The organism is Pseudomonas sp. S60 (assembly GCF_016647865.1).
GTDB lineage: Bacteria > Pseudomonadota > Gammaproteobacteria > Pseudomonadales > Pseudomonadaceae > Aquipseudomonas > Aquipseudomonas parafulva.
This window is the reverse complement of sequence record NZ_JACVVH010000029.1, coordinates 1-24,609: the sequence shown is the minus strand read 5'-3', so window position 1 is coordinate 24,609 and position 24,609 is coordinate 1. Positions and strand designations below refer to the sequence as shown.

The 24,609-nt window shown below is 62.9% G+C and carries 25 protein-coding genes; 23 read left to right on the top strand and 2 right to left on the bottom strand.

Annotated features, from left to right (window positions below):
* The first annotated feature begins 123 nt into the window (after nucleotides 1-123).
* From IAE33_RS15715 to murB, 8 genes are all read left to right on the top strand, one after another.
* Nucleotides 124-2,340, top strand: coding sequence for a DNA internalization-related competence protein ComEC/Rec2 (locus IAE33_RS15715; protein ID WP_201164193.1), 2,217 nt, complete (start codon nucleotides 124-126; stop codon nucleotides 2,338-2,340).
* Between the two features lie 163 nt (nucleotides 2,341-2,503).
* Nucleotides 2,504-3,139, top strand: coding sequence for a MotA/TolQ/ExbB proton channel family protein (locus IAE33_RS15710; protein WP_028633613.1), 636 nt, complete (start codon nucleotides 2,504-2,506; stop codon nucleotides 3,137-3,139).
* Nucleotides 3,136-3,570, top strand: coding sequence for an ExbD/TolR family protein (locus IAE33_RS15705; protein ID WP_028633614.1), 435 nt, complete (start codon nucleotides 3,136-3,138; stop codon nucleotides 3,568-3,570). The genes IAE33_RS15710 and IAE33_RS15705 overlap by 4 nt, the downstream gene beginning before the upstream one ends.
* Nucleotides 3,570-4,571 (top strand): tetraacyldisaccharide 4'-kinase, encoded by a 1,002-nt coding sequence (lpxK, locus tag IAE33_RS15700; protein WP_201164192.1) that lies wholly within the window; start codon nucleotides 3,570-3,572, stop codon nucleotides 4,569-4,571. Before IAE33_RS15705 ends, lpxK begins: the two co-directional genes overlap by 1 nt.
* Before the next feature lie 44 nt (nucleotides 4,572-4,615).
* Complete coding sequence (locus IAE33_RS15695; protein WP_028633616.1) at nucleotides 4,616-4,801, top strand: Trm112 family protein; 186 nt, start codon at nucleotides 4,616-4,618, stop codon at nucleotides 4,799-4,801.
* Nucleotides 4,798-5,562, top strand: a complete 765-nt coding sequence (kdsB, locus tag IAE33_RS15690) for a 3-deoxy-manno-octulosonate cytidylyltransferase (RefSeq protein WP_201164191.1) — start codon at nucleotides 4,798-4,800, stop codon at nucleotides 5,560-5,562. The genes IAE33_RS15695 and kdsB overlap by 4 nt, the downstream gene beginning before the upstream one ends.
* Complete coding sequence (locus tag IAE33_RS15685) at nucleotides 5,562-6,026, top strand: low molecular weight protein-tyrosine-phosphatase (RefSeq protein ID WP_201164190.1); 465 nt, start codon at nucleotides 5,562-5,564, stop codon at nucleotides 6,024-6,026. Before kdsB ends, IAE33_RS15685 begins: the two co-directional genes overlap by 1 nt.
* The gene (murB, locus tag IAE33_RS15680) at nucleotides 6,023-7,042 is read left to right on the top strand and encodes a UDP-N-acetylmuramate dehydrogenase (RefSeq protein ID WP_201164189.1); all 1,020 of its coding nucleotides are present in this window, start codon (nucleotides 6,023-6,025) and stop codon (nucleotides 7,040-7,042) included. The genes IAE33_RS15685 and murB overlap by 4 nt, the downstream gene beginning before the upstream one ends.
* 120 nt (nucleotides 7,043-7,162) lie before the next feature.
* Here murB and rne read toward each other — a convergent pair whose 3' ends face one another.
* Complete coding sequence (gene rne / locus IAE33_RS15675) at nucleotides 7,163-10,393, bottom strand: ribonuclease E (protein ID WP_201164188.1); 3,231 nt, start codon at nucleotides 10,391-10,393, stop codon at nucleotides 7,163-7,165.
* A 797-nt stretch (nucleotides 10,394-11,190) separates the two neighbouring features.
* Between rne and rluC the strand changes: the two genes are divergently transcribed.
* From rluC to IAE33_RS15660, 3 genes are read left to right on the top strand one after another with little or no spacing between them, the layout of a single operon-like run.
* Nucleotides 11,191-12,147, top strand: coding sequence for a 23S rRNA pseudouridine(955/2504/2580) synthase RluC (gene rluC, locus IAE33_RS15670; RefSeq protein WP_201164187.1), 957 nt, complete (start codon nucleotides 11,191-11,193; stop codon nucleotides 12,145-12,147).
* Nucleotides 12,137-12,811, top strand: a complete 675-nt coding sequence (locus IAE33_RS15665) for an HAD family hydrolase (RefSeq protein ID WP_201164186.1) — start codon at nucleotides 12,137-12,139, stop codon at nucleotides 12,809-12,811. The genes rluC and IAE33_RS15665 overlap by 11 nt, the downstream gene beginning before the upstream one ends.
* A gap of 6 nt (nucleotides 12,812-12,817) precedes the next feature.
* Nucleotides 12,818-13,807: a S49 family peptidase gene (locus tag IAE33_RS15660; RefSeq protein ID WP_201164185.1), complete on the top strand. Its 990-nt coding sequence runs from the start codon at nucleotides 12,818-12,820 to the stop codon at nucleotides 13,805-13,807.
* An 89-nt stretch (nucleotides 13,808-13,896) separates the two neighbouring features.
* Here the strand turns inward: IAE33_RS15660 and IAE33_RS15655 are convergent, their stop codons facing one another.
* Nucleotides 13,897-14,475, bottom strand: a complete 579-nt coding sequence (locus tag IAE33_RS15655; RefSeq protein ID WP_028633624.1) for a Maf family protein — start codon at nucleotides 14,473-14,475, stop codon at nucleotides 13,897-13,899.
* Nucleotides 14,476-14,570: 95 nt separating this feature from the next.
* Between IAE33_RS15655 and IAE33_RS15650 the strand changes: the two genes are divergently transcribed.
* The 12 genes from IAE33_RS15650 to IAE33_RS15595 all read left to right on the top strand — a co-directional run bounded on the left by IAE33_RS15650 (nucleotide 14,571) and on the right by IAE33_RS15595 (nucleotide 24,466).
* Nucleotides 14,571-15,098, top strand: a complete 528-nt coding sequence (locus IAE33_RS15650) for a YceD family protein (RefSeq protein ID WP_080667849.1) — start codon at nucleotides 14,571-14,573, stop codon at nucleotides 15,096-15,098.
* Between the two features lie 13 nt (nucleotides 15,099-15,111).
* A complete protein-coding gene (gene rpmF, locus IAE33_RS15645) occupies nucleotides 15,112-15,294 on the top strand; it encodes a 50S ribosomal protein L32 (RefSeq protein WP_028633625.1) in 183 nt (60 codons plus the stop codon).
* Between the two features lie 3 nt (nucleotides 15,295-15,297).
* Nucleotides 15,298-16,308, top strand: a complete 1,011-nt coding sequence (plsX, locus tag IAE33_RS15640; RefSeq protein WP_201164184.1) for a phosphate acyltransferase PlsX — start codon at nucleotides 15,298-15,300, stop codon at nucleotides 16,306-16,308.
* A 150-nt stretch (nucleotides 16,309-16,458) separates the two neighbouring features.
* A complete protein-coding gene (fabD, locus tag IAE33_RS15635; protein ID WP_201164183.1) occupies nucleotides 16,459-17,397 on the top strand; it encodes an ACP S-malonyltransferase in 939 nt (312 codons plus the stop codon).
* Between the two features lie 15 nt (nucleotides 17,398-17,412).
* On the top strand, nucleotides 17,413-18,153 hold the full coding sequence (fabG, locus tag IAE33_RS15630; protein WP_201164182.1) for a 3-oxoacyl-ACP reductase FabG: 741 nt from the start codon (nucleotides 17,413-17,415) through the stop codon (nucleotides 18,151-18,153).
* Between the two features lie 202 nt (nucleotides 18,154-18,355).
* Entirely contained in the window at nucleotides 18,356-18,592 is a 237-nt protein-coding gene (gene acpP / locus IAE33_RS15625) for an acyl carrier protein (protein ID WP_201164181.1), read from the top strand.
* Nucleotides 18,593-18,782: 190 nt separating this feature from the next.
* Nucleotides 18,783-20,027, top strand: coding sequence for a beta-ketoacyl-ACP synthase II (gene fabF, locus IAE33_RS15620; RefSeq protein ID WP_028633630.1), 1,245 nt, complete (start codon nucleotides 18,783-18,785; stop codon nucleotides 20,025-20,027).
* A complete protein-coding gene (pabC, locus tag IAE33_RS15615; protein ID WP_201164180.1) occupies nucleotides 20,027-20,842 on the top strand; it encodes an aminodeoxychorismate lyase in 816 nt (271 codons plus the stop codon). The genes fabF and pabC overlap by 1 nt, the downstream gene beginning before the upstream one ends.
* A gap of 4 nt (nucleotides 20,843-20,846) precedes the next feature.
* Nucleotides 20,847-22,034 (top strand): endolytic transglycosylase MltG, encoded by a 1,188-nt coding sequence (mltG, locus tag IAE33_RS15610; protein ID WP_201164179.1) that lies wholly within the window; start codon nucleotides 20,847-20,849, stop codon nucleotides 22,032-22,034.
* 9 nt (nucleotides 22,035-22,043) lie between these two features.
* Nucleotides 22,044-22,676, top strand: a complete 633-nt coding sequence (gene tmk / locus IAE33_RS15605; protein WP_201164178.1) for a dTMP kinase — start codon at nucleotides 22,044-22,046, stop codon at nucleotides 22,674-22,676.
* Nucleotides 22,669-23,655: a DNA polymerase III subunit delta' gene (locus tag IAE33_RS15600; protein WP_201164177.1), complete on the top strand. Its 987-nt coding sequence runs from the start codon at nucleotides 22,669-22,671 to the stop codon at nucleotides 23,653-23,655. Before tmk ends, IAE33_RS15600 begins: the two co-directional genes overlap by 8 nt.
* 28 nt (nucleotides 23,656-23,683) lie before the next feature.
* A complete protein-coding gene (locus tag IAE33_RS15595) occupies nucleotides 23,684-24,466 on the top strand; it encodes a TatD family hydrolase (RefSeq protein ID WP_201164176.1) in 783 nt (260 codons plus the stop codon).
* Nucleotides 24,467-24,609 lie beyond the last annotated feature (143 nt).

Below are 24,609 nucleotides of genomic sequence, written 5' to 3'. Positions count from 1 at the left end.
TGAGCGGGGAGTATGCCCTTATTCCCATTCAGCCTCGTTTAGAGTTTGTGACAATTGTTGAGCGGCGCCTGCTGCCATCTGGGCTATGCCTGAGGGCGTGGATCGGTTGCGGAGCTCTACCTTATGCGAACAGGGATGTTGGCGCTTGCGCTCGGGCTGTTGTGCCTGGGTTTTCTCCCCGCCTTGCCGTCGGTCGGATGGCTTGTTGTTCTGGTGATCGTTGGCGGCGCCTGCCTGTTCGGTCGGCTGTGGCCGCTCGGTGTGTTCTTGCTAGGGTTGAGCTGGGCGTGCGGGTCTGCGCAGCTGGCGCTGAACGATCGCCTGGCTAAGGCGCTGGATGGCCGCACGGTATGGTTGGAGGGCCGGGTAACAGGCCTGCCCACGCGCACCGGGCAAAGCGTACGTTTTGACCTGGAGGCGCCGCTGAGCCGCCGGGGTGAGCTGCCCAGGCGGGTGCAGGTGAGCTGGTTCAAGGGGCCGGAGGTCCGCGCGGGGGAGCAGTGGCGGCTGGCGGTGACCGTGCAGCGACCGGCCGGCCTGCTCAACCCGCATGGCCCGGATCGGGAAGCGCAGTTGCTGGCGCGCCGTGTCGGGGCGACGGGCACGGTCAAGGCGGGGCATCGGGTGGCGCCCGCCGATGGGGGGTGGCGCGACACTTTGCGCCAGCGCCTGCTGGCAGTCGAAGCCCAGGGGCAGCAGGCAGCGTTGGTGGCTCTGGTGCTGGGTGACGGTGCGGGGCTGTCGCGGGAGGTGTGGCAAACGTTGCAGGCCACCGGTACGGTGCACCTGCTGGTGATTTCGGGCCAGCACATTGGGTTGGTGGCCGGCTTGCTTTATGGGCTGGTGGCGGGTTTGGTGCGGTGGGGGCTGTGGCCGGCACGGCTGCCCTGGCTGCCTTGTGCCTGCGCCCTGGCCATGGTGGCAGCGCTGGCCTATGGCTGGCTCGCCGGTGCGGGGGTGCCGGTGCAGCGGGCCTGCCTGATGCTGGCTGTGGTGCTGTGCTGGCGGCTGCGTTTTCGCCACCTGGGCGCCATGCTGCCGCTGCTGATGGCACTGGTTGCGGTGCTGCTGGTTGAGCCGCTGGCGGCTTTGCTGCCGGGCTTCTGGTTGTCGTTTGCGGCAGTGGCCACGTTGATCTACTGCTTCAGTGCCCGGCTGGGTGGCTGGCGGCCCTGGCAGGCGTGGACTCGCGCGCAATGGGTGATTGCCATCGGCCTGCTGCCGGTCTTGCTGGCAACTGGCCTGCCCGTCAGCCTGAGTGCGCCGTTGACCAACCTGCTGGCGGTGCCCTGGATCAGCCTTGCGGTGCTGCCGCTGGCATTGCTGGGCACGTTGCTGCTGCCCTTGCCCGGGGTAGGTGAGGCGTTGTTATGGCTTGCCGGCGGCCTGCTGGACCTGCTGTTTGGCATGCTGGCTGTGGTTGCGCAGCAACACCCGGCCTGGGTGCCTGCGGCCCTGCCATTGTGGGCCTGGCTGTTTGTAGCCTTGGGTGCGTTCTTGGTACTGCTACCCAACGGTGTGCCGCTTCGCGGCTTGGGCGGGGTGATGCTGCTGGCCTTGTGGGTGCCGAGGGAGGCCATCCCACTTGGGCAGGTGGAGGTGTGGCAGCTGGACGTCGGCCAGGGGCTGGCGGTGCTGTTGCGAACCCGCAGCCACACCGTGCTGTACGACGCCGGCCCGGCCATGGGTGACAGCGATCTGGGCGAGCGGGTGGTATTGCCGACCCTGCGCAAGCTGGGCGTGCGCAGCCTGGACCTGATGCTTATAAGCCACGCCCATGCTGATCACTCCGGTGGCGCTGGGGCCGTTCGGCGTGGGCTACCGGTAGCCCGGACAATGGGCGGCGAGGAGGTGGACGGGCTGCAGTTGCAGCCTTGCGCCAGTGGTGAACGGTGGGTGTGGGATGAAGTGCAGTTTTCGCTATGGCAATGGGACCGTGGGCGCAGTAGCAATGATAGGTCGTGTGTGCTGCTGGTGGAGGCCCGTGGTGAGCGGTTGCTGCTGGCTGGTGATATGGAGGCAGGTGCCGAGCGGGCGTGGCTGGCGGCCATGCCCGCCACGGGAATAGATTGGCTGCAGGCACCCCATCATGGTAGCCGCAGCTCATCCACCGAGCCCTTCATTCGCGCCACAGCGCCGCGAGGTGTGCTCATATCGCGGGGCCGCAACAACAGCTTTGGCCACCCCCATGCGCAGGTGGTGGAGCGTTATCGGCGGCACGGGCTGGAGGTGCATGACACCGCCGTAGACGGCGCGCTGCGGCTGGTGTTGGGGCGCCACGGGGAGGTTGAGGGGTGGCGACGGCAGCGGCGGTTCTGGCGGGAAGCTGGGGAGGGCTGATAGGAAAGATTGGGGTCGGGCCCTGCTGCGCAGGGCATCGCGGCCTGCGGTCGCTCCTACATGGGGAACAGTGGTGTGGCCGGCCGATTGGCTGACTTCTGGCAGATGAGGGCCCGCCCCGCCTATGGTAGAGTGTTCGCCTTTTTCGACGGGGGCGTTAACTGTGTGGGAATTGGTCAAGTCCGGTGGTTGGATGATGCTGCCGATCATTCTGAGTTCCGTCGCTGCCATGGCAATCGTCGTCGAGCGCTTGTGGACGTTGCGGGCCAGCCGGGTTACGCCGCCACACCTGCTGGGGCAGGTCTGGCTGTGGATCAAGGACAAACAGCTCACCAGTGACAAACTCAAGGCGCTGCGGGCCGATTCACCGCTGGGTGAGATCCTCGCCGCCGGCCTTGCCAACTCGCGCCACGGCCGCGAGATCATGAAGGAGTGCATCGAAGAGGCGGCTTCCCGCGTCATTCATGAGCTCGAACGCTATATCAGCACCCTCGGTACCATCGCCGCCATGGCGCCATTGTTGGGCCTGCTGGGCACCGTGCTGGGCATGATCGACATCTTCAGTGCCTTCATGGGTTCACAGATGACCACCAATGCGGCGGTGCTCGCCGGCGGTATTTCCAAAGCACTGGTCACCACTGCCGCAGGCCTCATGGTGGGTATCCCTGCGGTGTTCTTCCACCGTTTCCTGCTGCGACGCATCGACGAGCTGGTGGTCGGTATGGAGCAAGAGGCCATCAAGCTGGTGGAAGTGATCCAGGGTGACCGTGAAGTGGAAGTGGCGGGAGGCAACGCGTGAAGTTCCGGCGCAACCGCCAGCGCGAGAACGTTGACATCAACCTCGCCTCGTTGATTGATGTGGTGTTCGTGTTGCTGTTGTTCTTCGTGGTCACCACCACCTTCACCCGCGAGAACCAGCTGCGTGTCGAGCTGCCTGAGGCGTCCAGCGCCGAACAGCCCCCTGCGGACGAAGGCAAGCTGGTGGAAATCACCATCAGTGCCGAAGGCGTCTATTCGGTGAACAACCACCTGCTGCCCAAAAGCGACCTGGCCACCCTGAGTGAGGCCATAGAGCGCGAATCCGGTGGCGATAACAAGCTACCGCTGGCCATCAGCGCCGACGGCAAGACACCCCACCAGGCGGTGGTCACCGCAATGGATGCTGCCGGCAAGCTCGGTTTCAGCCAGTTGCGCATGACCACGGTCGAGGCGGCACAAGGTACGCCTTGATGGCTGTTGGCGATCGCCTGCTGGCAGCCTGGTATGCCGGCCACCCAGCCCTGGCAATGCTGCGCCCGCTGGAGACCTTGTACCGGCGGATAGTAAACCGCAAACGCGCGCGCTTCTTGAGCGGTGAAACACCCAGCTACCGCGCGCCAGTGCCGGTCATTGTGGTGGGCAATATCACGGTGGGCGGAACTGGCAAAACACCGATGATCCTCTGGCTTATCCAGCATTGTCGTCAGCAAGGCTTGAAGGTGGGTGTGGTCAGCCGCGGTTACGGTGCGAAGCCGCCACAATTGCCCTGGCGCGTGCATGCCGACCAGCCTGCCAACCAGGCGGGCGATGAGCCGCTGTTGATTGTGCAGCGCACCGGCGTACCGTTGATGATCGACCCGGACCGTGCTGCTGCGGTGCGGGCGCTGCTGGCCAGTGAGCCGCTCGATCTGATCCTGTGCGATGACGGCATGCAGCACTACCGGCTGGCCCGGGACCTGGAGCTGGTGCTGATCGATGCCGCCCGTGGTCTGGGCAATGGCCGCTGCCTGCCGGCCGGGCCCCTTCGCGAGCCTGCCGAGCGCCTGCACGCTGTTGATGCGGTGCTGTTCAATGGCGCAGCCGAAGACCCTGCCGAGGGCTTCGGCTTTTGCCTGCAACCGGCTGCGTTGGTCAACCTGCGCAGCGGTGAGCGGCGCCCGCTCGATCACTTTGTGCCAGGGCAGCGGCTGCATGCGGTGGCTGGCATCGGCAACCCGCAACGTTTCTTCAATACCCTGCTGGCGCTAAACTGGCAGCCGGTCCCGCACCCGTTCGCCGACCACGCGCAGTTCAATGCCCAAAGCCTTGCCTTCAGCCCGTCGCTGCCGTTGGTCATGACCGAGAAGGACGCGGTGAAATGCCGGGCTTTCGCGGCTGACGATTGGTGGTACCTGGCGGTGGATGCACAGCCCACACCCGCTTTTACTGCCTGGTTCGACAGCCAGCTGCAACGCTTGCTCAGCACCCCCTGAGCCTTTATTCCATTTTCGGCCACGCGGCCCAAAGGACGCTTTCAATGGACACCAAACTGCTCGACATCCTGGCCTGCCCGATCACTAAAGGCCCGCTCAAGCTCAGTGCCGACAAGACCGAGCTGATCAGCAAGGGCGCAGGCCTGGCTTATCCGGTGCGCGATGGCATCCCGGTCATGCTGGAAAGCGAAGCGCGCACGCTGACCGATGACGAGCGCCTGGACAAATGAGCCTGAACTTCATTGTGGTGATTCCGGCCCGTCTGCGCTCCACGCGCCTGCCGGGCAAGCCGTTGTTGCCGATCGCTGGCAAACCCATGGTGCAGCACGTATGGGAGCAAGCGCGCAAGAGCGGCGCTACCCGCGTGGTCATTGCCACTGACGATGCCAGCATCGTCGATGCCTGCCAGGCGTTTGGCGCAGAAGTGCTGCTTACCCGGGCCGACCATGAGTCCGGTACCGATCGCCTGGCGGAGGTGGCCGCCCAACTCGGGCTGCCGGCCGATGCCATTGTGGTGAACGTACAAGGCGACGAACCGTTGATCCCACCTGTGATCATTGACCAGGTGGCCGCCAACCTGGCCGCACACCCGGAGGCGGGTATCGCCACCTTGGCTGAACCCATTCCTGACCCGGCAACCGTGTTCAACCCCAATGCCGTAAAAGTTGTCAGCGACAAACGCGGCCTGGCCCTGACGTTCAGCCGCGCCCCCTTGCCCTGGGCCCGGGACACGTTCGCCAATGGCCGTCAGCAGCTGCCGGAAGGCGTGCCCTATCGCCGGCATATCGGTATGTACGCCTACCGCGTCGGCTTTTTGCAGGACTTCGTCAACTGGGGCCCTTGCTGGCTGGAGCAGGTCGAAGCCCTGGAGCAACTGCGCGCCCTGTGGCACGGCGTGGGTATTCACGTCGAAGATGCAATCGAGGCACCTGCCGTGGGCGTTGACACACCTGAAGACCTTGAGCGCGTCCGGCGCTTGCTGGAGGCTTGATGCGCGTTCTGTTCGTTTGCCTGGGCAACATCTGCCGGTCGCCTACAGCCGAAGGCGTGTTGCGCCATCAGTTGCAGGCTGCCGGGCTGGCCGACCATGTACAGGTGGCGTCTGCGGGTACTGGCGACTGGCACGTTGGCAGCCCGCCAGACAGCCGCACCTGCAAGGCGGCCTTGGCCCGGGGCTACGATCTTTCCGGGCAGCGGGCTCAGCAGGTCAAAGTCGGGCATTTTGCCGAATACGACCTGATCCTGGCCATGGATGAGAGCAACCTTGGCCACCTGCGTGCAATGCGCCCCGATGCGTCCACTGGCGAACTGGACCTGTTCCTGCGCCGTTATGGGGCTGCACTGGATGAAGTCCCAGACCCTTACTACGGCGGTGCTGACGGCTTTGAGCAGGTGCTGGACCTGATCGAGGATGCCTGCAAGGCGCTGGTGCTGGAAACCAAGGGGCGGGTATGACAGTGCAGTGGCAGGAGCAGGTATCGCTCAAGCCTTTCAATACCTTCGGCATCGACGTGAAGGCGCGCTATTTTTGCCAGCCCCACGATGATGAGCAAATCCGCGAGGCGCTCAATCGTGCCCACGCCCAGGGCCTGCCAGTGCAGGTGATCGGCGGTGGGAGCAACTTGCTGCTGACCCAGGATGTGGACGCCCTGGTGCTGCACGTGGCCAGCCGCGGCGTGCAAGTGATCAGCGACGACGGCCACGCTGTCATCGTGGAGGCGCAGGCCGGTGAGCCATGGCACCCCTTTGTGCAGTGGACGCTGGGGCAAGGTTATTGCGGCCTGGAAAACCTCAGCCTGATCCCCGGTACCGTGGGCGCTGCACCAATGCAGAACGTGGGTGCCTACGGGGTTGAGATCAAGGATGTCTTTGCGGGCCTCACCGCGTTGGACCGTGAAACGGGCGAGTTGCGCGAGTTCGACCTTGCGGCCTGTACCTTCGGTTACCGAGACAGCGTGTTCAAGCGCAACCCGGGGCGCTGGTTGATTTTGCGCGTGCGCTTTGCCCTGAGCCATACCCTGCAGCCGCATCTGGACTACGGACCCGTGCGCCAGCGCCTGGCTGAGCAGGGGAACGCCGAGCCGACTGCCCAGGCGATCAGTGACGCCATCTGCAGTATCCGGCGGGAGAAGCTGCCGGACCCGGCAGAACTGGGCAATGCCGGGAGCTTTTTCAAGAATCCGGTGGTTTCGGCTGAATGTGTTGAGCGTATCCGTGCCCAGCACCCTGGCGTGGTGGCGTACCCACTGGCTGATAGCCAGGTCAAGCTGGCGGCAGGCTGGTTGATCGAGCAGGCGGGCTGGAAGGGGTATCGCGAGGGTGATGCTGGCGTCCATCGCCTGCAATCACTGGTGCTGGTCAATTATGGCCAAGCGAGCGGGGCGCAGATGCATGCGCTGGCGCAGCAGATTCAGGCAGATATCCTGCAGCGGTTCGGTGTCGCGTTAGAGATGGAGCCTAACCTGTGGTAGGGGCGAGCGGGGTGTAGGGGAGGCTGCTGTGCAGCCTATCGCGACCTTTGGTCGCTCCTACAGGGAAATAAAAAGCCCCGCCAGTTTGCGCTGGCGGGGCTTTTTATTCAGCCGGGGTTATCAACCGTGATGAGGCTTGTGCTCATCGGCGGCTTCCGGGGCTGGCTGCTGCTGCGCGGCCTTGGCGGCGGCCTCGGCTTCGCGCTTGCGGCGGCGCACTTCACGCGGGTCGTTCGGCGCGCGGCCGTTGGATAGCATGACGGTGGCAGGCTCTGCTGCTGCCGGGGTTTCAACGGCGGCGGCTTCCTCTTTTACAGGCTCGGGCTCGGCCACTGCTTCCGGTTGAACCTCTGCAACAGGTGCAGGTTCTTCAACCACAGGGGCGGCTTGCACAGCAGCCTGTTCCGGCTCGACAACGACCTGAGCTGGTTCGGCATCAGCCACTGGCGCCTCGGCTGGCAGGTGGATGACCGGCGCCGGCTCTACAGCTGGGGCTTCTTCAACAGCAGGCTGCGGTGCAACTTCCACCACGGGCTCTACAGCCGGCTCCACCGCTGCAACAGGCTCACTCACCGGCTGCTCGACCACCGGTGCGATGGCAATGGCCTGCTCGGTGGTTACGGCTTCGGGCTGTTCGGCAGGCTGTGCAGCTTCGGTGCTTTCATGCTCGACGACCGGAGCCACTTCAGCGGTGGCGCGCTCGGCCTGCTGATGGGCCTGGGCCTCGGCATTGGCGCTGATGTTGCTGGTGGCCACGGCTGCAGTGACAGCAACGCCTGCGGCGAGCTCGGCACCCAGTTCGGTTGCGCCGTGCTGTTGAGGCTGCTCTTCGTTGCCTTCTTCTTCGCTGCCATCGATCAGCTCGCCATTGGCGTTGCGCTGACGCTCGCGACGATTGCTGCGGCGACGCTGGCCACGGGACCGGCGGCGTGGGCGCTCGTCATCGCTGCCTTCCTGGTCATCCTGCAGATGCTCTTCATTCGGCAGTTGCTCTTCGGCCAGTTCGGCGGCCTGTTCAGTGGCTTCTGCGGCAACCCGGGGCTGGCGTTCTTCACGCGGCGGGCGAGGTGCGCGCTCTTCGCGTGGGGCGCGTTCTTCACGCGGAGTACGCTCTTCGCGGGGTGCACGCTCTTCACGCGGAGCGCGTTCCTCGCGGGGTGCACGTTCTTCACGCGGAGCGCGTTCCTCGCGAGGTGCACGTTCTTCACGTGGTGCGCGCTCTTCGCGCGGAGCTCGCTCTTCCCGGGCTACACGTTCTTCACGTGGCTGGCGCTCTTCACGCTCGGCAGGTGGGGTGGCGTCCAGCGGTTCACGCAATTCACGCACACGCTCTTCGTTTCGGTTGCCGCGGCGGTCTTCACGTGGCTGGCGCGGTGCACGTTCTTCACGCGGAGCACGTTCTTCGCGAGGCGCTCGGTCTTCACGCGGGGCACGTTCCTCTCGTGGCGCACGTTCTTCACGCGGCGCGCGCTCGGCACGTTCCTCGCGCGGTTTGCGCTCCTCGTCACGGCGGCCGTTGCGGTTGCGCGATTGTTGGCGACCGTTACGGCGCTCTTCGTTGCGCGAGCTACGCTCGGCAGCCGGCTTCTCGGCAGGGGTAACGACCGGCGCGGCAGCCGGCTCTTCCTTGCCGGCGAACAGGCTGACCAGCGACTTCACCAAACCCTTGAACAGGCTGGGTTCTGGCGCGCTCGGTGCTGGCGCCACCGGAGCGGCAGCAGGGGCTTCTTCGGCGGTGGCCGGAACCGGCGCATTGGCGCGGGCGGGTGCAGTTTTCACCGCAGCTTCCTGGCGTACCAGCGTGCGGGTGGCGGTCGGCTGCGGCGCTTCCTCGGTTTCGGAGGCAGCGATCTCGTAGCTGGACTGGTTGTTCAGCACTTCCGGGTTGTCGTCGCGCAGGCGCTGGACTTCGAAGTGCGGCGTTTCCAGATGATCGTTAGGCAGGATGATGATGCGTGCACGGGTGCGCAGCTCGATCTTGGTGATCGAGTTGCGTTTCTCGTTGAGCAGGAACGCGGCAACCGGGATTGGTACCTGAGCCCGCACTTCGGCGGTGCGATCCTTCAGGGCCTCTTCTTCGATCAGGCGCAGGATGGCCAGCGACAGCGACTCGACGTCGCGGATGATGCCGGTGCCGGAGCAGCGTGGGCACACGATGCCGCTGCTTTCGCCCAGCGATGGGCGCAAGCGCTGGCGAGACATCTCTAGCAAGCCAAAGCGCGAAATGCGGCCAACCTGCACGCGGGCACGGTCGGCTTCCAGGCATTCACGCACACGTTCCTCGACAGCGCGCTGGTTCTTGGCGGGCGTCATGTCGATGAAGTCGATGACGATCAGGCCGCCGATGTCACGCAGGCGCAGCTGGCGGGCGATTTCCTCGGCCGCTTCCAGGTTGGTCTGCAAGGCGGTTTCTTCGATGTCGCTGCCTTTGGTGGCGCGCGCCGAGTTGATGTCGATGGACACCAGGGCCTCGGTAGGGTCGATCACGATCGAACCACCGGACGGCAGTTCGACCACGCGCTGGAAGGCGGTTTCGATCTGGCTTTCGATCTGGAAGCGGTTGAACAGTGGCACGCTGTCTTCGTACAGCTTCACCTTGCTGGCGTACTGCGGCATGACCTGGCGGATGAAGGTGAGGGCTTCTTCCTGGGCATCGATGCTGTCGATCAGCACTTCGCCGATATCCTGGCGCAGGTAGTCGCGGATGGCGCGGATGATGACGTTGCTTTCCTGGTAGATCAGGAACGGTGCCGCGCGGTCCAGGGATGCTTCCTTGATGGCGGTCCACAGCTGCAGCAGGTAGTCGAGGTCCCACTGCATTTCTTCGCTGCTGCGGCCCAGGCCCGCGGTGCGCACGATGAGGCCCATGTCGCCGGGTACGGTCAAGCCGTTGAGGGCTTCACGCAGTTCGTTCCGTTCTTCGCCTTCGATGCGGCGGGAAATGCCGCCCGCACGCGGGTTGTTGGGCATCAGGACCAGGTAGCGGCCGGCCAGGCTGATGAAGGTGGTGAGGGCTGCGCCCTTGTTGCCACGCTCTTCCTTTTCGACCTGGACGATGACTTCCTGGCCTTCGCTGAGGACTTCCTTGATGTTGACCCGGCCTTCAGGGGCCTTCTTGAAGTATTCGCGGGAGATTTCTTTCAGCGGCAGGAAGCCGTGACGTTCGGAGCCGAAGTCGACGAAAGCGGCTTCGAGGCTGGGTTCGATGCGGGTGATCTTGCCTTTGTAGATGTTGGCCTTTTTCTGTTCGCGCGCGCCGGACTCGATGTCCAGGTCGTACAGACGTTGACCGTCCACCAGGGCTACACGCAACTCTTCGGGTTGAGTTGCGTTAATCAGCATTCTTTTCATGTTGTACCGTCGGTTTCCGGGCTGCCGGAAACGGCGTTCGGCACACACGACGTCTCATGGTCGGTGCCAAGGTGCGCAAAGGATGGCCGGGCCATCCCCGTGTCGAGCGGCGTTCGGCACCAGCCGGTTGCCCAGCCTGCCGTTGTCGCGACGACGCGTCCTGTTTGCTGCGGTGCCTACCCGGCCCCGGTGGCTTCGAATTGTTATCCGAATCAACCAAGCGGGCCTGGTGCACTCAGTCAGGAGGAGGAATCAACCGTCAGCCGTGGACGCCCGCAGGCGTCTGTTCAGGACCTTATCCGCTCACCCGCCATTGATTGAGGCGAGGGGCCGGACGCGGTGCTACACGGTCCGAGGGCTGTGCATCTCCACCCTGCACGTATCCCTGATAATTCGGGTGCTGCCGCGCGCTGAATCCGCAACGGGTTGCATTTTTCGCCAGCGCAGGTTCTGCGCTGGCGCCATTCATGTCCAAGGCAGGTATTTCCGAAGCATTCGCCGTGCGTTGCGTGAAAGCGACGGGCGGGCAGAGGTGCAGCGAAAGAAGCGGGTAAGCAGGTGAAACACCACACTTGTCGTTTTTTTCGGTCTTCTCTACGCAGCGCTGGTGGCGATTCCAGGCAATTCGGTAAACTGGCGAAAACCCCGTAGGACGGCCTCGCGTCCTGGAGAATTGCGAAGGTCAGGGACCGGCAAAAGAGCCTGGTGCCGCTGGCCTGCCGCTTATGGCGGCGTTCGCGACTATAGCAGCAATGATTAAGTGCTTCAATTCCATAAAAAATTGTTATGATCCCGCCATGACGACCAATACCCCTCCGACTTCCGGCGTTCAGCTGATCGAAGTCGCGCCGGAGCTTGCCGGCCAACGCATCGACAATTTCCTCATCACAGCGCTCAAGGGTGTGCCCAAGACGCTGGTCTACCGCATCCTGCGCAAGGGTGAAGTGCGGGTCAACAAAGGCCGTGTCAAGCCCGAGTACAAGATCCAGGCCGGCGATATCGTGCGGGTCCCGCCGGTTCGCCTGCCCGAGCGTGACGAGCCGGCACCGGTGGCCCAGGGCCTGTTGCAGCGCCTGGAGGCAGCCATTGTCCATGAGGACAAGGCGCTGATCGTGATGAACAAGCCGGCTGGCATTGCCGTGCATGGCGGCAGCGGCCTGAGCTTCGGGGTGATCGAGGCGTTGCGCCAGTTGCGCCCCGATGCCAAGGAGCTGGAGCTGGTGCATCGCCTGGACCGCGATACCTCCGGGCTGCTGATGATCGCCAAGAAGCGCAGCATGCTGCGCCACCTGCACGCAGCCCTGCGCGGCGATGGTGTCGACAAGCGTTACATGGCCCTGGTGCGCGGCCATTGGCCCACGGCGAAGAAGCAGGTCAATGCGCCGCTGCTCAAGAGCAACCTGCGCTCTGGTGAGCGCATGGTCGAAGTCAACGATGAGGGCAAGGAGGCCTTGACCCTGTTCCGGGTGCTGCGCCGTTTCGGTGAGTTCGCGACCATTGTCGAGGCCAGGCCCATCACTGGCCGGACGCACCAGATTCGCGTGCACGCATTGCACGCCGGCCACATGATTGCCGGTGACAGCAAATATGGCGACGAAGACTTCAGTCGCGAAATTCGCGAACTGGGCGGCAAGCGGCTGTTCCTGCATGCCTACGCCCTGACCGTGCCGCTGCCCGATGGTGGCGAGCTCAAGCTGGAGGCGCCCGTGGACGAAGTGTGGGCCAAGACCGTGGAGCGTTTGAGTGCGCCGTGACTACCAGCTGTTGATTTTCGATTGGGACGGCACCCTGGCCGACTCCATCGGGCGTATTGTCGAGTCCATGAATGCAGCTGCTGCGCGTGCGGGTGAGGCGCCCAGCCCCGAGCAATCGGTCAAGGGCATCATTGGCCTGTCACTGGCGGAGGCCATCGAAACCCTATACCCGCACCTGCCGCCGAGCCAGGTGGAGGTTTTCCGCCAGCACTATGCTGATATCTATACGGCGCTCGATCAGCACCCTTCGCCGCTGTTCGAAGGCGTGCGGGAATCGCTGGAGGCTTTCCGGGCCCAGGGTTATCGCCTGGCGGTAGCCACGGGCAAGGCGCGCCGAGGGCTGGATCGGGTTTTGAAGGCCAACGGCTGGGAGCAGTTCTTCGATATCACCCGTGCGGCGGACGAAACCCGTGGCAAGCCCCATCCGCTGATGCTTGAGCAAATCTTGAGTCACTGTGGCGTGCCGCCAGAGCGCGCGCTGATGGTGGGTGACTCGGCGTTCGATTTGCAGATGGCCAGCAATGCGGGCATGCATTCGGTCGCGGTGGGCTATGGTGCCATGTCGCTGCAGGCCTTGGCCGAGTTTGGCCCGCAGCTGTGCATCGATCACTTTTCCCAGTTGCGCCAGTGGCTGGCCGTTAATCCAACTTCACTTCCAAGGTAGGTAAGCATGGCAGACGAATGGAAGGCGCCCGAGGCGGAGCCTGAGGAGCGCGAAGAGCGCAAGAGCTGGAAGCTGCTGGAAAAAACCCTGCTGGCCAGTGTCCAGGAGCAGCGCAGGTCGCGGCGCTGGGGGATTTTCTTCAAGCTGCTGACCTTCGTCTACCTGTTCGGCATTCTGGTGCTGTTCTCGCCCCTGATGGATATCGACAAGGCTGCCTCGCGCAGCGCCAGTCATACGGCGTTGGTCGAGGTGCGCGGAGTCATTGCGGACCAAGAGGCGGCCAGTGCCGACAACATTGTCAAGAGCCTGCGCGAGGCGTTCAAGGACAGTAAGACCAAAGCGGTGGTGATGCGCATCAACAGCCCCGGTGGCAGCCCGGTACAGGCAGGCTACGTGTATGACGAAATTCGTCGTCTGCGCGCCGAATACCCGGCTATCAAGCTGTATGCGGTGATTGCCGACCTGGGCGCATCTGGCGCCTACTACATCGCCAGTGCCGCGGATGAAATCTATGCCGACAAGGCCAGCCTGGTTGGCTCCATCGGTGTCACTGCCGCGGGCTACGGGTTTGTAGGCGCCATGGAGAAGCTGGGTGTTGAGCGGCGAGCCTACACCTCGGGTGAGCACAAGGCGTTTCTCGACCCGTTCTCGCCACAGAAGCCTGAAGAAACCCGCTTCTGGCAAGGCGTGCTGGATACCACCCATCAGCAGTTCATCGCCATGGTCAAGCAAGGGCGCGGCGAGCGCCTGAAGGATAAGGAGCACCCTGAGCTGTTCAGCGGCCTCGTGTGGTCGGGTGAGCAGGCCAAGGCCCTGGGCTTGGTGGACGGGCTAGGCAGCGCCAGTTACGTGGCGCGCGAAATCGTGGGCGAGAAAGAGCTGGTCGATTTCACCGTCCAGGAGTCGCCGTTCGACCGCTTCTCCAAGCGCATGGGTGCCAGTGTGGCTGAACATCTGGCGATGTGGATGGGCTTCCAGGGGCCGCAGCTGCGCTAAGGGCTTGTCGTGCGTTTTGCGGTGTTTGTGAGATCGAGCGCCGCACGCGCGGCGCTCGATCTCACAGGCGCCCAAAAACGCAAGGCGGCCTACGGCACTACCACCCCTTCCTCGGTCAGCATATCCACCAGCCGAATCAGCGGCAGCCCGATCAGGCTGGTCGCATCGCACCCATGAGTGCTCTGGAACAAGCTCACCCCCAGCCCCTCCGCCTTGAAGCTCCCGGCGCAATCGAGTGGCTGTTCTGCTGCGACATAGCGCTCCACCCGTTCCCTGCTCAATTCGCGCAGCGTTACCGTAAACGGCACGCAGTCCACCTGGCAGTGCCCGGTCACGCTATTGAGTACTGCCAGCCCGGTGAGAAAGCTCACCTGCTGCCCGCTGCACGCCAGCAGTTGCTCGCAAGCCCGTTCGAAGGTGTGTGGCTTGCCAAGCACCTGCTCGCCCAGTACTGCAACCTGGTCTGAGCCAATAATCAGGTGCGCGGGGTGGCTGCCTGCCAATGCTTCGGCCTTTTGCCTGGCCAGCCGGCGCACCAGTTCCACGGCGGGTTCGTCACCCCGTTGTTGCTCGTCTATATCGGGGCTTGCCCAGGTGAACGGCAGGCGCAGGCGTGCCAGTAATTCGCGGCGATAGGCAGAGCTGGACGCCAGTAACAAAGGAAGCATGGTAGACTCCTGAATCGGTTGAACAAATTCTATCACGCACGATGCCGCCAATTTCCTTTGACAGGGGCGGGGGGCATCCCTAGAATGCTGCGCCTATGTTGAATGACCCGATTCCACCTCACGTTGACCCGCGCAAATTAGCCGATCGTGGTGTAACCCTTACCGGTTCACTGCAACTCGCTGATTTGGAAAGACTCTGCGACCCGCTTTCCGACAATGTCGGTACGGTGCAGGCGAAGTTCGATTTTGAACGAGATGAACAGCACGTGGTGGTTATCCACAGCGCGTTGGACGTCGAAGTCAAGATGGTTTGCCAGCGTTGTCTTGAGCTGGTCACCCTGCCGATCCATAGCGAATGTACGTACGCTGTGGTGAAGGAGGGTGCGAATACCCAGTCGTTGCCGAAAGGCTATGACGTGCTGGAACTGGGCGAAGATCCTTTGGATCTGCAGGCGTTGGTTGAGGAAGAGCTTTTGCTCGCCTTGCCCATCGTGCCTGCTCATCATCCGGAAGAATGCCAGCAGCCGGCGGGCGCAGACGAGCCCGATTCGAGCAAGGACGAGGTATCGCGGTCCAACCCGTTCAGTGTTTTGGCGCAGTTAAAGCGTGACCCAAACGTTTAGGAGTTAATCAATTATGGCTGTTCAGCAGAACAAAAAATCCCGCTCTGCCCGTGACATGCGTCGTTCGCACGATGCCCTGTCGGAAAACGCACTGTCGGTAGAGAAGTCCACCGGTGAAGTCCACCTGCGCCACCACGTTTCGCCAGAAGGCGTATACCGTGGTCGCAAAGTGGTCGACAAGGGCGCTGACGAGTAATCCTTGTCCGCTCAGATCATCGCGATCGACGCAATGGGCGGGGACTTCGGTCCCCGCAGCATTGTCCAGGCTAGCATTGCCTGCCTTTCTGCAACCCCCTCGCTGCACCTGACCCTTGTCGGTCAACCCTCTCTCCTGGAAGAACTCATCAGTGGCATCTCGGCTACCGATCGCTTGCGCCTTCAAATTGCGCCTGCCAGCGAGGTGGTCGGCATGGATGAGCGTCCATCCCAGGTGTTGCGTGGCAAACCAGACTCATCGATGCGTGTGGCGCTCGAACTGGTCCGCGATGGCAAGGCGCAAGCGTGCGTCAGTGCAGGCAATACCGGGGCGTTGATGGCGTTGTCCCGGTTCGTGCTCAAGACGTTGCCAGGTATTGATCGCCCGGCGATGGTGGCGGCGCTGCCTACGCGTACCGGGTTCTGTCAGTTGCTCGACCTGGGTGCCAACGTTGACTGCACCGCCGAGCATCTCTATCAGTTTGCCGTCATGGGTTCGGTTGCCGCCCAGGTGCAAGGCGTGCAGCGCCCGCGGGTTGGCTTGTTGAACGTGGGTACCGAAGACATCAAGGGCAACCAGCAGGTCAAACTGGCTGCCAGCCTGTTGCAGAACGCCCGCGGGCTTAACTACGTGGGCTTCGTCGAAGGCGACGGGTTGTACCAGGGTGTCGCTGATGTGGTGGTATGCGATGGCTTTGTTGGCAACATCTTGCTCAAGTCCAGCGAAGGGCTGGCGAGCATGATTGGCGAACGCGTCGAGCAGGTGTTCCGGCGCGGCATGTTGTCGCGTCTGGCCGGCTTGGTGGCCATGCCACTGCTCAAGCGCTTGCAGGCAGACCTGGCGCCTGCGCGCCACAACGGTGCCAGTTTCCTGGGCTTGCAGGGCATCGTCATCAAGAGCCACGGCTCGGCAGATGTACAGGGGTTGCAGAGCGCCATCGAGCGGGCGTTGATCGAGATCCGGCAAGACCTGCCGCAGCGGCTGCATGGGCGCCTGGAGGATTTGCTGCTGTAGCCTCGACCCAGCGAAGGCCTTAGGCATATCGACGATGAAATGCTTAAATGTGACCGCTTGGTCTGTATTTCCATCCAAGTTTTCAGATTCTGCGCCGGGCTCAAGGCCTGTCGCACCCTATCCGACGACAAGATCATAAGGGCTTGTTCAATGTCTGCATCTCTCGCATTCGTCTTTCCCGGTCAAGGTTCCCAGTCGCTGGGCATGCTCGCCGAGCTCGGCGCCGAGAAGCCGGTGATCATCGAAACCTTCAAGGAAGCGTCCGAAGCACTGGGCTATGACTTGTGGAAGCTGGTTCAGGAAGGCCCGGAAGAGCAACTTAACCAGACCGACAAGACTCAGCCGGCCATCCTCGCCGCGTCTATCGCGCTGTGGCGCCTGTGGCTGGAAGAGGGGGGTGCCAAGCCGGCGTTCGTCTCTGGTCACAGCCTGGGTGAGTACAGCGCCCTGGTAGCGGCTGGCAGTATCACCTTGAAAGACGCCGTCCGCCTGGTCGAGCGCCGCGGCCAACTGATGCAGGAAGCCGTGCCTGCCGGGCACGGTGCCATGGCAGCCATTCTGGGGCTGGATGATGCCGTGGTGGTGCAGCTTTGTGCTGAGGCGGCCGAGGATGAAGTGGTCAGTGCTGTCAACTTCAACTCCCCGGGCCAGGTTGTCATTGCTGGCAACAAGGCCGCCGTGGATCGTGCCATGGAACTGTGCAAGGCCAAAGGTGCCAAGCGTGCTTTGCCGCTGGCCGTGAGTGTGCCTTCCCACTGTGCCTTGATGAAGCCTGCTGCCGAGCGCTTTGCCGAGGCGGTCAATGCCATCGACTGGCAAGCGCCGCAGATCCCCGTGGTGCAGAACGTCACTGCCGCCGTTGCGCCAGGCCTCGATGCCCTGAAGCAGGACCTGCTGGCACAGTTGTATCAGCCCGTGCGCTGGGTCGAGTGCGTACAGGCGTTGGCTGCCAATGGCGCGGTCAACCTGGTCGAGTGCGGCCCTGGCAAGGTGCTGGCTGGGCTTAACAAGCGTTGCGCCGATGGCGTGAGCACTTACAACCTCAATACCCCCGACGCCGTCGCCGCCGCCCGCGCGGCGCTGGCCTGAACTGGAGAAACTTGCATGAGCCTGCAAGGTAAAGTTGCACTGGTCACTGGTGCCAGCCGTGGCATCGGCCAAGCGATTGCCCTCGAACTGGGCCGCCAGGGTGCCATCGTGATTGGCACCGCTACATCGGCCTCCGGTGCCGAGCGTATTGCCGCCACCCTGAAAGAGCACGGCGTGGCCGGTACCGGCATGGAGCTGAACGTGACCAGCGCAGAGTCCGTCGAAAGCGTGCTGGCCGCCATTGGCGAGCAGTTCGGGGCGCCGGCAATCCTGGTCAACAATGCTGGCATCACCCGGGACAACCTGATGCTGCGCATGAAGGACGACGAGTGGTTCGATGTGATCGATACCAACCTCAACAGCCTGTACCGCCTGTCCAAGGGCGTGTTGCGTGGTATGACCAAGGCCCGTTGGGGCCGTATCATCAGCATCGGCTCGGTGGTCGGCGCCATGGGTAACGCCGGGCAGGCCAACTACGCTGCTGCCAAGGCCGGCCTGGAAGGTTTCAGCCGCGCCCTGGCGCGTGAAGTGGGTTCGCGGGGCATTACCGTCAATTCGGTAACCCCGGGCTTCATCGATACAGACATGACCCGCGAGCTTCCGGATGCCCAGCGTCAGGCCCTGCAGACCCAGATTCCGCTGGGCCGTCTGGGTCAGGCAGACGAAATCGCCAAGGTGGTTTCGTTCCTGGCGTCGGAAGGTGCAGCCTATGTGACCGGTGCTACCGTCCCCGTCAACGGCGGTATGTACATGTAATATCGCAACTCAATGTGACGGATTCGGTAAAAAAAGAGTCATACTGCGAGCCTAAAATCCGTTATAAAGCTGCGACCAGATTCCGGGCAGCGGGTGCGGTGCTGAAGGGAGAGGCGCGTTTAGCTTGAAAAGCAGGCGTTCTTCTATAAAATTAGCCACCGGCCAGCTGCCCGACATATATCCATTAGGAGTAAACCTAGGTATGAGCAAGATCGAAGAACGCGTCAAGAAAATCGTCGCCGAGCAACTGGGCGTCAAGGAAGAAGAAGTGACTAACGAGAAGTCCTTCGTCGATGACCTGGGTGCCGATTCCCTTGACACCGTTGAGCTGGTGATGGCTCTGGAAGAGGAATTCGAGACCGAAATCCCTGACGAAGAAGCCGAGAAGATCACTACCGTTCAAGCTGCTATCGACTACGTCAACGCCCACCAGGCCTAAGACGCTGCAGTCGACGCTTCTTGTCGGGAAAAACCGCACTGCCTTTGCCGGCGTGCGGTTTTTTCTTTGCAAGCGTCCCGTTTCAAACGATGGGGTGTCCGGCCCCGGGCATCGAGAGCTTGTTGCCATTTCATTTCCATTGCGTTGAATGCAATGGCAAGAAACTCTGTCATTAGAAAAGGAGAGTACTGTGTCGCGTAGACGCGTCGTGGTCACCGGTATGGGCATGCTGTCGCCACTGGGTACCGATGTACCGAGCACATGGCAGGGCATTCTGGCTGGCCGTAGTGGCATCGGTCCGATCGAACACACGGACCTTTCTGCCTACTCCACCCGTTTTGGCGGCTCGGTCAAGGGCTTCGAGGTCGAGCAATACCTGTCGGCCAAAGAGGCCCGCAAGCTTGACCTGTTCATCCAGTACGGCCTGGCCGCAGGCTTCCAGGCCGTGCGCAATGCCGGCCTTGAAGTGACCGACGCCAACCGTGAGCGCATTGGCGTTGCCATGGGTTCTGGTATTGGCGGGCTGACCAACATCGAAGAAACCAGCCGCACGCTGCACGATTCCGGCCCACGGCGCATTTCGCCGTTCTTCGTGCCGGGCTCGATCATCAACATGATCTCGGGCTTCCTGTCGATTCACCTGGGTTTACAGGGGCCGAACTACGCCATCGCCACCGCTTGCACCACCGGTACTCATTGCATCGGCATGGCGGCGCGCAACATTGCTTACGGTGAAGCGGATGTGATGATCGCCGGCGGTGCTGAAATGGCCGCCTGCGGCCTCGGTATGGGCGGTTTCGGCGCTTCGCGTGCGCTTTCTACGCGCAACGACGAGCCGAGCCGCGCGAGCCGCCCCTGGGACAAGGGCCGGGATGGCTTCGTACTGTCCGATGGCGCTGGCGCATTGGTGCTTGAGGAACTCGAGCACGCCCAGGCCCGTGGTGCCACCATCTACGCAGAGCTGGTGGGCTTTGGCATGAGTGGCGACGCCTACCACATGACCTCACCGCCTGAAACCGGCGAAGGCGCTGCTCGGTGCATGGCCAACGCCCTGCGCGATGCCGGTGTTGAACCGCACGAGGTCAGCTACATCAATGCCCACGGCACCTCGACCCCGGCAGGCGACCTGGCCGAAGTGTCAGCGATCAAGCGTGTGTTTGGCGAGCATGCCTACAAACTGGCCGTGAGCTCGACCAAGTCGATGACGGGCCATCTGTTGGGTGCAGCAGGCGCGGTTGAAGCGATCTTCAGCGTGCTGGCCATCAACAGCCAGATGGCTCCGCCAACCATCAACCTCGACGAGCCGGACGAAGGGTGTGACCTGGACTTCGTGCCGCACCAGGCGCGCAGCATGCCGATCGACGTGGTGCTGTCCAACTCGTTCGGTTTTGGTGGCACCAATGGCTCCCTGGTATTCCGCCGGTTTGCCGGCTGATGCACAGTTGGGTAGATGGCCAACCCCAGGCTGCGGTTAACCTGCAGAACCGGGGCCTGGCCTACGGCGATGGTGTGTTTGAAACCATCGCCGTGCGTCACGGCCGGCCCAGCCTGCTGGGCGAGCACATGGCGCGTTTGGCCCTGGGGTGTCAACGCCTGTCCATCCCGGTGGATGTGGCACTGGTGGCCGATGAGCTTCAACGCTTTGCCAGCCAGCTAGGGGCAGGCGTCGCCAAACTGATCCTCACCCGTGGCGACAGCCAGCGTGGCTACGCGCCCGTGGCGGATGCGCCAGCCCGGCGTATCCTGCAAGCCAGCCCATTGCCTGCCTATCCCCAGTCCTACGGCGATCAGGGTGTGCGCCTTTTTCTCTGCAAGACGCGGCTTGGGGAACAACCCTTGCTGGCAGGCCTCAAACACCTCAACCGCCTGGAGCAGGTGCTGGCCCGTGCCGAGTGGCAGGGCAGTGAACATGCAGAAGGCCTGATGTGTGATGGGCATGACCGGATCATCGAAGGGGTCTACAGCAACCTGTTTCTGGTGCGCGACGGTACGCTGCTCACTGCTGACCTGCAGCGCTGCGGCGTGGCAGGGGTGATGCGCGCCGCGTTGTTGCAGCAGGCCCCATTGCTCGGCATCCCCTCACAAGTGCGTGACCTGCCGTACCATGAGCTTGAGCAAGCCGACGAAGTATTTGTTTGCAACAGCGTGTACGGCATATGGCCCGTGCGCAGTGCAGGCGAGCTAAACTGGTCGCCTGGCCCGCTCACGCGTAAATTGCAGGCTGTCGCCCGTACGTTACTGGAAACCTGAATTCGTGAGACGTAAATTCCTGCTGCTGCTGGAAATGGGCTTGATCATTGCCGGCCTTGCGCTTGGCTGGTCGGCCTGGAAGGTTCACGCTGTGCTGGACCAGCCCCTGCACGTGGAGCAGGAGCGCCTGCTGGACGTGCCCAACGGTGCTACCCCCAACCGCATGTTCTACCGCATGCAGCAGGAGGGCCTGCTGGATGACGCTCTATGGCTGCGCCTGTACTGGCGGTTCAACATGGCCGGCGTGCCGTTGCATACCGGGGAGTACCGGCTTACCCCAGGCATGACCGTGGAGCAGCTGTTCGATGCCTGGCGGCGCGGTGATGTGGTGCAGTACAACCTTACCTTGGTGGAGGGCTGGACATTCCGCCAGGTGCGCACAGCTGTCGCCAGGCACGAGAAGATCAAGCAGACCCTGGACGGGCTCTCGGATGCCGAGGTCATGGACAAGCTGGGTCACACCGGTGTGTTCCCTGAGGGGCGCTTCTTCCCCGATACCTACCGGTTCGTGCGCGGCATGACCGATGTCGAGCTGCTGCAGCAGGCCTATATGCGCCTGGAAGAAGTCCTGGCTAAAGAGTGGGCCGAGCGTACGCGTGACCTGCCATACCGTGACCCCTACCAGGCGCTGATCATGGCATCGCTGGTGGAAAAGGAAACCGGTATTCCCCAGGAGCGTGGGCAGATTGCCGGCGTGTTCGTGCGGCGTCTGCGCCTGGGCATGATGTTGCAGACCGACCCCACGGTAATCTACGGCATGGGCGAACGCTACAACGGCAGAATTACCCGTGCCGACCTGCGTGAGCCCACGCCCTACAACACTTATACCATCACAGGGCTGCCACCCACGCCCATCGCCATGGTGGGGCGTGAAGCCATCCATGCCGCGCTTAACCCGGCGGATGGCACCAGCCTGTATTTCGTTGCGCGTGGTGATGGCAGCCATGTGTTTTCCGATGATCTGGACGACCATAACTCGGCCGTGCGCGAGTTCCAGATAAAGCGGCGGGCGGACTACCGCTCCAGCCCCTCACCTCAGACAACCCAGCCGGGTGGCGAAGCCGCCGCCCAGCCTCAGGCAGACAGCACCGGCCAGCCCGCTGAGCCGTCGCCACCCGCTGAGCCAGCCGGTAATGGCAGCGCCAACGACGCGCCGGCCACCGCGCCGACGACGCCTGAAGTAAAACATTAAGGACTGCCCGTGACCGGCTTGTTTATTACTCTGGAAGGCCCCGAAGGCGCAGGTAAGAGCACCAACCGTGACTACCTCGCTGCGCGCCTGCGCGAGCAGGGGCTGGATGTGGTGTTGACCCGTGAGCCCGGCGGCACGCCATTGGCCGAAAAAGTCAGGGAGCTGCTGCTGGCCCCCAGTGACGAGGCGATGGCTGCCGACACCGAGCTCCTGCTGGTGTTCGCCGCCCGTGCCCAGCACCTGGCGCAGGTGATACGGCCAGCGCTGGCGCGGGGTGCGGTTGTACTGTGTGACCGCTTTACCGATGCCACCTACGCTTACCAAGGCGGTGGTCGCGGCTTGTCGGTTGGGCGTATTGCCACCCTCGAGCAGTTCGTGCAAGGGGACTTGCGTCCTGATTTGACCCTGATCTTCGACTTGCCGGTCGAAGTTGGCTTGGCCCGAGCCGCGGCACGCGGCCGCCTGGACCGTTTCGAACAGGAAGGGCAGGCCTTCTTCGAAGCAGTGCGCCATGCTTATCTGCAACGGGCCGAGCGAGAGCCCCACCGTTATAGCCGTCTGGATGCCGCGCAGTCGCTTGACGCGGTCCAGCGGGCCATCGACGGGCTGGTGCCTGGTATCGTGGAACGCTGCCGTGGCTGATGGCTACCCTTGGCAACAGGCGCTGTGGGAGCAACTTGCCGGTCGCGCCCAGCACGCCCATGCTTACTTGCTGCACGGCCCGCAAGGCACCGGCAAACGGGCGTTGGCCGAGCGCCTGATGGCACGGTTGCTGTGTCAGCAGCCTCAGGGTAAGGAGGCGTGCGGCACCTGCAAGTCGTGCCATTTGCTCAAGGCCGGTAGCCACCCGGATAATTTCATCCTGGAACCCGAAGAGTTCGACAAACCCATCAAGGTTGACCAGGTGCGCGAGTTGGTCGCGTTCGTGGTGCAGACGGCGCAACTGGGTGGTCGCAAGGTAGTCCTGATTGAGCCGGTCGAGGCCATGAACGTCAACGCCTCGAACGCCTTGCTCAAAAGCCTGGAGGAGCCCTCGGGCGATACCGTTCTGCTGCTGGTGACCCATCAACCGAGCCGTCTTCTGCCTACCATCAAAAGCCGTTGCCAGCAGGTGGCGTGCCCGCAGCCCAGCCAGGCCCAGAGCCAGGCTTGGCTGGCCGGAGCCTTGCCAGGCAGTGATGAAAGTGATCGCGCGGAGCTTTTGGCACTGGCCGCAGGTTCGCCACTGCTTGCAGTCAGCCTGCAGGCGCAGGGCGTTCGAGAACAGCGCGCGCTGGTTGCCGATGGGGTGAAGAAGTTGCTTAAACAGCAGGCTTCCCCCAGCCAACTGGCGGAGGCATGGACCGGCGTGCCGCTGCTGCTGTTGTTCGACTGGTTCTGCGATTGGGCGCACCTGATCTTGCGCTACCAATTGACCCAGGACGAGGACGGCCTAGGGTTGGCCGACATGCGCAAGGTGGTGCAATACCTGGCCCAGAAAAGTCGGCCGGCCAAGGTGCTTGAGGTTCAGACATGGACTTTGGAGCAGCGCCAAAAGGTGCTTGGCAAGGCCAACCTGAACCGTGTTCTGTTGCTCGAATCGCTGCTGGCCCACTGGTTGCAGTTACCAGGTGCCCGCTGATTTTCATTCATTTTTGTGTGCGTAGCCCATGCTAGTAGATTCCCATTGCCATCTGGATCGTCTGGACCTCACTGCTCACCAGGGCTCGCTCGATGCGGCGCTGGAGGCGGCACGTGGCCGGGGCGTAGGCCATTTTCTGTGCATCGGCGTGAGCGCCGAAAATGCCGGCGCGGTGAAAGCGCTCACTGAGCAGTACGCTGATGTGGACTGCTCGGTAGGCGTGCATCCACTGGACCTGGCGCCGGGCGAAACCCCTGCGCTTGAGTGGTTGCTGCATGAGTTGTCGCATCCTCATGTGGTGGCAATCGGTGAAACCGGGCTGGATTACCACTACGAGCCTGAAGCTGCCGAGCTTCAGCAGGCGTCTTTCCGCTTGCACCTGGAAGCCTCGCGGCAGACGGGCAAGCCGGTGATCGTGCATACCCGGGCGGCACGGGCTGATACGCTGACGCTTTTGCGCGAAGCAAGCCTGCCTCAGGCGGGCGTGCTGCACTGCTTTACTGAAGATTGGGAAATGGCCAAGGCAGCGCTGGACCTTGGCTATTACATCTCGTTGTCGGGCATCGTCACCTTCCGCAATGCCGAAGCGTTGCGGGAAGTGGCCAGGCAGGTGCCTGCTGATCGCCTTCTGGTGGAAACCGATGCGCCGTATCTCGCGCCAATTCCTCATCGTGGCAAACCGAACCTCCCGCAATATGTGCGTGAAGTTGCAGAGTATGTAGCTTCGCTGCGGGGTGCCAGTTACGAGCAGTTGGCCGAACAGACAACCACCAACTTCAAACGCCTGTTCCCACTGGCAAGGGTCGCCTGAAGCAGTCGATTAACTTTCGTTGCTGTTGCTGTTGCTGTTGCTGTTGCTTCTAAGTGCGCGATAGTCCAGGCAACACAGATTGCGACTTCAGGAGGCCGAGCGGAGGGCTTGCGGAGGGAGGTGACGGGCATGGATGCCCGTCA

Bases quoted from the DNA above. Each gene is read 5' to 3' on its own strand.
- rne (WP_201164188.1), bottom strand. From the start codon at position 10,393: ATGAAAAGAATGCTGATTAACGCAACTCAACCCGAAGAGTTGCGTGTA.
- IAE33_RS15715 (WP_201164193.1), top strand. From the start codon at position 124: ATGCGAACAGGGATGTTGGCGCTTGCGCTCGGGCTGTTGTGCCTGGGT.
- fabD (WP_201164183.1), top strand. From the start codon at position 16,459: ATGTCTGCATCTCTCGCATTCGTCTTTCCCGGTCAAGGTTCCCAGTCG.
- rluC (WP_201164187.1), top strand. From the start codon at position 11,191: ATGACGACCAATACCCCTCCGACTTCCGGCGTTCAGCTGATCGAAGTC.
- IAE33_RS15655 (WP_028633624.1), bottom strand. From the start codon at position 14,475: ATGCTTCCTTTGTTACTGGCGTCCAGCTCTGCCTATCGCCGCGAATTA.
- IAE33_RS15660 (WP_201164185.1), top strand. From the start codon at position 12,818: ATGGCAGACGAATGGAAGGCGCCCGAGGCGGAGCCTGAGGAGCGCGAA.
- rpmF (WP_028633625.1), top strand. From the start codon at position 15,112: ATGGCTGTTCAGCAGAACAAAAAATCCCGCTCTGCCCGTGACATGCGT.
- IAE33_RS15685 (WP_201164190.1), top strand. From the start codon at position 5,562: ATGCGCGTTCTGTTCGTTTGCCTGGGCAACATCTGCCGGTCGCCTACA.
- IAE33_RS15595 (WP_201164176.1), top strand. From the start codon at position 23,684: ATGCTAGTAGATTCCCATTGCCATCTGGATCGTCTGGACCTCACTGCT.
- pabC (WP_201164180.1), top strand. From the start codon at position 20,027: ATGCACAGTTGGGTAGATGGCCAACCCCAGGCTGCGGTTAACCTGCAG.
- IAE33_RS15695 (WP_028633616.1), top strand. From the start codon at position 4,616: ATGGACACCAAACTGCTCGACATCCTGGCCTGCCCGATCACTAAAGGC.
- murB (WP_201164189.1), top strand. From the start codon at position 6,023: ATGACAGTGCAGTGGCAGGAGCAGGTATCGCTCAAGCCTTTCAATACC.
- IAE33_RS15650 (WP_080667849.1), top strand. From the start codon at position 14,571: ATGTTGAATGACCCGATTCCACCTCACGTTGACCCGCGCAAATTAGCC.
- kdsB (WP_201164191.1), top strand. From the start codon at position 4,798: ATGAGCCTGAACTTCATTGTGGTGATTCCGGCCCGTCTGCGCTCCACG.
- fabG (WP_201164182.1), top strand. From the start codon at position 17,413: ATGAGCCTGCAAGGTAAAGTTGCACTGGTCACTGGTGCCAGCCGTGGC.
- lpxK (WP_201164192.1), top strand. From the start codon at position 3,570: ATGGCTGTTGGCGATCGCCTGCTGGCAGCCTGGTATGCCGGCCACCCA.
- acpP (WP_201164181.1), top strand. From the start codon at position 18,356: ATGAGCAAGATCGAAGAACGCGTCAAGAAAATCGTCGCCGAGCAACTG.